The following is a 6,862-nucleotide window of genomic DNA, read 5'->3' as shown; positions in this document are numbered from 1 at the left end:
GAATACCAAGAAGCACTAGCCAGACTCAACGCTGAACAAGCAGGACAGCCACCAGACCCACCACCCGACAACAGTTAATGTCCCAGACATCGAGAGGACAACGCCAACCACCGATCCCGCCAACCGAAAGATGGTTGACGGGCACATCGGTGATCCCCGCAAACCGCAGCATGGTGCGCGGGGAAATTGGGGATCCTGGTCGCGATTCGCCTGCCGTTGGATGCAGTAGGAGCAACGGGACGCTTAGCCCTTAAAGAGCGAGCCCCCTTAAAAGGCGAAACCCGCCAGCCGGATGAAGGCTGACGGGTTAGGCGGCGTTGTGGGTTAGTGGCCGGTGCCGATTTCTAGGTGCATACCCGGAACCGAGTTGATGAGGTTGCGGGTGTATTCCTGCTGGGCGTTGTCGAAGATATCGTCGGCGGTGCCCTGCTCGACGGCCTGGCCCTTCTTCATCACCACGACGTCGTCGGCAGTCTGGCGGACCACCGCGAGGTCATGGGTAATGAAGAGGTAGGACAGGCTGAGCTCCGACTGCAGCTCCGCGAGCAGCTGGATGATCTGGTTCTGCACCAACACGTCCAGGGCGGAGACAGCCTCATCGAGGACGATGACCTCCGGGCGCAGCGCCAGCGCACGGGCAATGGCGATACGCTGACGCTGGCCGCCGGAGAGCTCGTTGGGGTAGCGGCGCATGGCGGAACGGGGCATGGAGACCATGTCGAGAAGCTCGGCAACGCGGGCCTCACGCTCCTTGCGCGAGCCCACCTTGTGCAGCGCCATGGGCTCTTCGATGCACTTGTAAATCGAGTACATCGGGTCCAGCGAACCGTAGGGGTTCTGGAAAACCACCTGCATCTTGCGGCGGAGTTTAAACAGCTCCTTCTTCGACAGCGTCGAGGTATCGCGGCCTTCGAACTCGATGGTGCCGGAGGTCGGCTCTAGCAGGCCCAACACCATGTTGGCCACCGTGGACTTGCCGGAGCCGGACTCGCCCACCAGCGCCAGGGTGGTGCCGCGGCGGATATCGAAGGAGACATCGTCGACGGCCTTCAACAGCTTCTTTCCGCCGCGCTGGCCACGGATATCGAATTCCTTGGTGAGGTTGCGCACCGAGATGACCGGGGCCTGAGCCGCGGAAGATGAATCTGCAGCGGTGGAGCCGATGGCCTCGCCCGACTTGAGTTCCTTGGCTTCGACGCCGGCTTCCTTAGCCGCGCGGATGCGGGAGGAAGCGAGAGAGGGGGCGGCGTCGACAAGCCGGCGCGTGTACGGGTGCTGCGGGGAGCGCAGAATCTCGCGCGAGGGACCGGACTCGACGATGCGGCCGCGGTGCATGACGACGAGGTGCTCCGCGCGCTCGGCGGCCAGGCCAAGATCGTGGGTAATGAAAAGCACCGCGTTACCCAGCTCCTCGGTAAGGTGCTCCAGGTGATCCAAGATGGTCTTTTGCACCGTCACGTCGAGGGCGGAGGTGGGCTCGTCGGCAATCAGCAGCTTCGGGCGTGCAGCCAGACCGATCGCGATGAGCGCGCGCTGGCGCATACCGCCGGAGAACTCGTGGGGGTACTGCTTGGCGCGGCGTTCGGCGTCGGGAAGCCCGGCTTCCTCTAGAAGCTCCACGACGCGCTGGTGGCGCTCGGAGCCCTCCACCACGTGGTTGGCCTTGAGAGATTCCTCGACCTGTGTGCCGATGCGCCACACCGGGTTGAGGTTGGACATCGGATCCTGCGGGACCAGGCCAATCTTGTCACCGCGCAGCGACTCGAATTGCTTGTTGTCGTAGTGGGTGATGTCCTCGCCCTCGAAGAGGATCTGGCCGCCGGTGACCTTGCCGGTGCCCGGCAGCAGGCCCAGGATAGACATCGCCGTGGTGGACTTACCGGAGCCGGACTCGCCCACAATCGCCACGGACTGGCCCGGGTAGATGGACATGTTGACGCCGCGCACTGCCTCAACTACACCGGTGGAGGTGGTGAAGGAAATGTGGACGTCCTTCATTTCAAGAAGTGGAGAGTTAGTCATTAGCGCTTCCTCGCCTTCGGATCGAGTGCATCGCGGACGACGTCACCCATCATGATGAAGCTCAACACGGTCAGGCCCAAAGCACCCGCCGGGTAGAACAGGACTGCCGGAGCAACGCGTAGTGAAGCCTGCGCGTCAGAGATATCGCCGCCCCAGGACACGAACGTCGACGGCAAGCCAATGCCCAGGAAGGACAAGGTGGCCTCCGCGACGATGTAGGTGCCCAGCGCCACGGTGGCATAGGAGATGATGGGCGCGGCCGCGTTCGGCAGGATGTGGCTGAACAGGATGCGCCAGCTCGACGCGCCGATGGAGCGGGCGGATTGGACGAACTCCTCGTTCTTGATGGAGACCACCGCGCCGCGCGTGATGCGGGCGATGGAGACCCAGCCGAAGAGTCCGAGCACCAAGACCACCGTGACGATGGTGCGGTGCTCCTTGAACATCTGCATGACCACGATGGCGGCGAGCACCAGCGGGATGGCGAAGAAGATGTCGGTGATGCGGGACAGGACGGAGTCAATCCAGCCGCCGAAGAAGCCGGCGATGGCGCCGATCAAGGAGCCCAGCACCACGACGAGGATGGTGGTCAGGACGCCGACGGCAACCGACGCGCGCGCACCGTAGATCACGCGGGCGTAAATGTCGCAGCCCTGGCGGTTGAAGCCGAAGGGGTGGCCCGGCTCGGCGGGGGCGAGGGACTTGGACAGCTCGCACAGGCGCGGGTCGGTGCTCGTGAAAAGACCCGGTGCGATGGCTAGGAGGATGGCCACGAGGATCATCACGGCCGCGATCCAGAACAGTGGGCGGCGGCGCAGGTAGCGCCAGGCCTCGCCCCACTGGGAGGACGGGGCGGACTCGTCCTTGACGGCGTCGACGGCGCCGAGGCCCGTTTCATCGGTTTCCGAGACGAAGTGCTCTTGGCCCGGGTAGGGGGTGTTTTTCTCGAAATTAGGCATAGCGGATCCTCGGATCAAGTACGGCGTACAGGAGGTCAACGAGCAGGTTGGCGATGATGTAGATGATCACCAGCACCGTGGTGAAGGAGACAATCGTGGTTGGCTCACCGCGCAGGATGGCCTGGTACATCGTGCCGCCGACGCCGTTGATACCGAAGATGCCTTCGGTCACGATGGCGCCGGTCATGAGCGCGCCGATATCAGCACCGATGAAGGTGGCCACGGGAATCAGCGAGTTGCGCAGCACGTGGCGGAGGGTCACCGCGCCGTTGGACAGGCCCTTCGCGCGAGCGGTGCGCACGTAGTCGGCGCGCAGGTTCTCAGCCACGGACTGGCGGGTCAGGCGAATGACGTAGGCCAGGGAGAGCGCGCCGAGCACCATGGCCGGCATGAGGAGGGACTTCACGGTGGCGTTCGCTCCGACGGTGACCGGCAGGACACCCCACTTGATGCCCACGAGGTACTGGAAGACGAAGCCGATGACGAAGGACGGCACTGCGATGACGAGCAGGGAGATGACCAACACGGTGGAATCGAAGAAGCCACCGCGGCGCATGCCGGCGAGGACGCCGAAGAGGATGCCGAAGACGGATTCAAAGATGATGGCCATGACGGTGAGCTTCACCGTGACCGGGAAGGCGTTGGCCATCACTTGGGTTACGGGGACGCCGGAGAAGGTCGTGCCGAAGTCCAGCATGAAGATGCCCTTGATGTAGAGCAGATACTGAATGATGAACGGCTTGTCTAGGTTGTATTCCGCCTCGATGCGGGCGCGGGCAGCCTCGGTAAGGCCGCGGTCACCGCCAAGGGCTTCGACGGGGTCGCCGGGCATCAAGAAGACGAGCGCATAGATGAGCAGGGTGGCTCCGAAGAACACCGGGATCATCTGGAGCACTCGGCGCCCGATATAGCGCAGCATAGTGTGGTCCTTTACTCGTTGTGGGCAGGTGCTTGTCGACGCCTTTTTAGCAGGCGCCTACGTAGCTCATAAGAATTTTAGTGTGTGATCCAAGTCTGCGAGAAATCTATAGCGCGTTTCGAATCACACTTATGAGTGAAAACGTGGGGCGACCCCCGCTCCACGGTGGCTGCGGGGGTCGTGGGAAGTAGCGGAAGTGGCGTTACTTCTTGGTGATGTCGTAGTACACCGGCTGGGACTTCCAGGAGAACACGACGTTGTCGACGTTCTCGGAGTAGCCGCCGGTGGCGTTGGAGTACCACAGCGGGATGGCCGGCAGATCCTTGAACAGGACTTCCTGGGCCTCGGTGTACTTCTTGTTGGCCTCTTCCTCGGAGGAGGAGGTCAGGGCTTCGTCGAGAAGCTTGTCAAACTCCGGGTTGCTGTAGTCGCCGTCGTTAGAAGAGCCGTCGGTCTTGTACAGCGGGGTAAGGAAGTTGGCCTGGCTCGGGTAGTCTGCCTGCCAGCCGGTGCGGAAGGCGGACTTGATGGTGCGGTTGGTCACCTCATCGCGCAGGGACTTGAAGTCCGGGTACGGAGCGCCGACTGCCTCGATGCCGAGGGTGTTCTTGATGGAGTTGGTGGTCGCGTCCACCCAGCTCTTGTGGCCTCCGTCGGAGTTGTAGGCAATCTCCAAAGTCGGGTTATCCCACTTGTTGATCTTGTCAGCCTCGGCCCACAGCTTCTTGGCCTTCTCCGGGTCATACTTCAGGACCTCGTTGCCCTTGATGTCCTCGGAGTAGCCCGGCATAACCGGGGAGGTGAAGTCCTTGGCCGGGGTACGGGTGCCCTTGAAGATGGTGTCCGTGATCTCCTCGCGGTTGATGGCGTAGGAGATGGCTTGGCGACGCAGCACGCCTTCCTCGCCGGAGTAGTGCTCGAGGTTCTCACCCAAGGTGAAGGACTGGAAGATGGCGGTCGGCTGGTTCACGGCACGGTCACCGAGGTCGGCCTCGTAGACGTCGAAGGCGGAGTCCGGGACGGCGTCGAGGACGTCCAGGTTGCCTGCCAGCAAGTCGGCGTAGGCTGCGTCCTGACCGGCGTAGAAGACGAACTTGATGCCGTCATTCTGCGGGGTCTGGCCGCCCTTGTACTCCTCATTCGGGACGACGGTGGCGTCCTGGTTGTGGTTCCACTCGGTCAGCTTGTACGGACCGTTACCAATCGGGTTCTGGCCGAAGGCGTCCATGTCCTCCAGGGCGGACTCGTGCAGCGGGTAGAACGCGGAGTAACCCAGCTGCGCCGGGAAGTCCTGCTCAGGGCTGTTCAGGGCGATGGTAAAGGTGTGGTCGTCGACGACCTTGAGGCCCTCCATCTCCTTGACGCCTTCCTTGAAGCCCTTGATGTTGGCAAAGAAGGAAGCGTTGAGCTGGTCATTGGCCACGGCGTAGTTCCAGGCGTCCACGAAGTTCTTCGCGGTGACCGGGGAGCCGTCGGAGAACTTGGACTCCTTGAGTTTGACGGTGAACTCAGTGTTGTCCTCATTTGGCTCGATGGATTCAGCCAGCTCGTTCTGGGCTTCGCCATCGCCGTCGTAGTAGACCAGGCCGGCGTAGATGGAATCGACAATGCGTCCGCCGCCGACCTCGTTGGTGTTGGCCGGGATGAGCGGGTTCTGCGGCTCGGAGCCGTTGACGGTGACGATGCCATCGCCGGAGCCGGAAGCAGAGTCTGAACCGGAGTTGTCGCCACCACAAGCCGCGAGGGTGAGCGGCAGGGTAGCGACAGAGAGAGCAGCGAGCGTCTTCTTGAGCGTCATGTGGGTCTTAGACCTCCGTGGTGCGAAAGATGTAGAAAACCTGTGGTGTTGGTTTGATATGAAGCTACCGCGTGGCGCGTCTCATATACAAGGAATTGAAAAATATGTCCTGTGATAAAAGCTATAGTGCGGTAGGTATTCTTTCTTAACCTGCGGTTTTGTCAACGAATTAAAAAGTCCCCATCCCCCTGAGAGGGGTGGGGCACGGAGGGCGGTGAATGTTACCTATCTCGCAGCCAGTGAACGATGGTCTGAGTAAAACCATGCGGGTTCTCAAGATAGGGCAGGTTCTTGGACTCGGGGATAGTGGTGGCGGTGAAACCCGCACGGCAGCGCCGCGCCGCCCGCCGCGCAACTGGCCGCCAGAGCATCTGATCTGCGTGGATAAACAGGGTGGGGCAAGAAACTGTGAGTTCGAGCCAACTGAGCGGAACGACGGCGGTGCGCAGTCGGTGATTCCAGATGATTCCGCGGCGGACGTTTCCGATGTGCGAGGAAGCCACGCGCAGGCGCAGCGCCTCCTCCCGCTCGGCGCCGCTGAAGGAGCCGAGGGCGTCGAGATCCATCTCCCGGAGGTACGTGGACTCTCTCAGTAGGAGGCTCGGGGCGCCAGTCTTTCCCAGTCGGCACAAGGCCGCGCGCAGGAGAACCCACCCAAAATCCCAGGGGCGCGCGGCGATGGCGCGGCGGAGATCAGCTGGGTGTGCCGCCGAAACAGATACCAGCCCGCGTACCCGCTCGGGCCGCTCGGTAGCCAGCGCCCACGCCACCGCACCACCGGTATCCGCGCCCACCAGGTAGGCGTCGTCGTGGCCTAATGCGCGGATGGCACCGCTGACATCACCAACCGCCACGCGGATATCCTGGCCGGGTTCGAGCGGTGGTTTATCGGACATGCCAAAACCGCGCATGTCGAGGGCGGCGACGTGGAAGCCTGCGGCGGCAAGCGGGGCAATGACATTCCGGAAGTCGAACCACCCGCCGAAAGATCCATGGAGTAGCAGCACCAGCGGGTCGTCCGGGTTGCCGGCGGTAGCCGCGTGGAGGCGGATGCCGCGCGTGTGCAGGAACTCGTGCTCAAAGGGGCCGTCAAGCTCCACTACGGAGGGCGGTAGGGGATTCATGGGCGGGCCTTTCATGGGAGGGTACACAGACGAAATCCGC

At 62.5% G+C, this 6,862-nt stretch carries 5 protein-coding genes; all 5 read right to left on the bottom strand.

The window, feature by feature from the left end; translation table 11 throughout:
* Positions 1–324 precede the first annotated feature (324 nt).
* Positions 325–2,022, bottom strand: coding sequence for an ABC transporter ATP-binding protein (locus HMPREF2808_RS10555; protein ID WP_070524081.1), 1,698 nt, complete (start codon positions 2,020–2,022; stop codon positions 325–327).
* Positions 2,022–2,981 carry an ABC transporter permease gene (locus HMPREF2808_RS10550; protein WP_070531771.1) on the bottom strand — a complete coding sequence of 320 codons (960 nt, stop codon included), beginning with the start codon at positions 2,979–2,981 and terminating at the stop codon, positions 2,022–2,024. Before HMPREF2808_RS10550 ends, HMPREF2808_RS10555 begins: the two co-directional genes overlap by 1 nt.
* Positions 2,974–3,900: an ABC transporter permease gene (locus tag HMPREF2808_RS10545; protein ID WP_070524085.1), complete on the bottom strand. Its 927-nt coding sequence runs from the start codon at positions 3,898–3,900 to the stop codon at positions 2,974–2,976. Before HMPREF2808_RS10545 ends, HMPREF2808_RS10550 begins: the two co-directional genes overlap by 8 nt.
* Positions 3,901–4,102: 202 nt before the next feature.
* Positions 4,103–5,698, bottom strand: coding sequence for a peptide ABC transporter substrate-binding protein (locus HMPREF2808_RS10540; RefSeq protein ID WP_070624615.1), 1,596 nt, complete (start codon positions 5,696–5,698; stop codon positions 4,103–4,105).
* A gap of 221 nt (positions 5,699–5,919) precedes the next feature.
* The gene (locus HMPREF2808_RS10535; protein WP_070624614.1) at positions 5,920–6,822 is read right to left on the bottom strand and encodes an alpha/beta fold hydrolase; all 903 of its coding nucleotides are present in this window, start codon (positions 6,820–6,822) and stop codon (positions 5,920–5,922) included.
* Between the last annotated feature and the right edge of the window lie 40 nt (positions 6,823–6,862).

The sequence above is a fragment of the Corynebacterium sp. HMSC078A10 genome, from assembly GCF_001811565.1.
Classification (GTDB): domain Bacteria; phylum Actinomycetota; class Actinomycetes; order Mycobacteriales; family Mycobacteriaceae; genus Corynebacterium; species Corynebacterium hesseae.
This window is presented reverse-complemented; position numbering and strand designations above follow the sequence as displayed.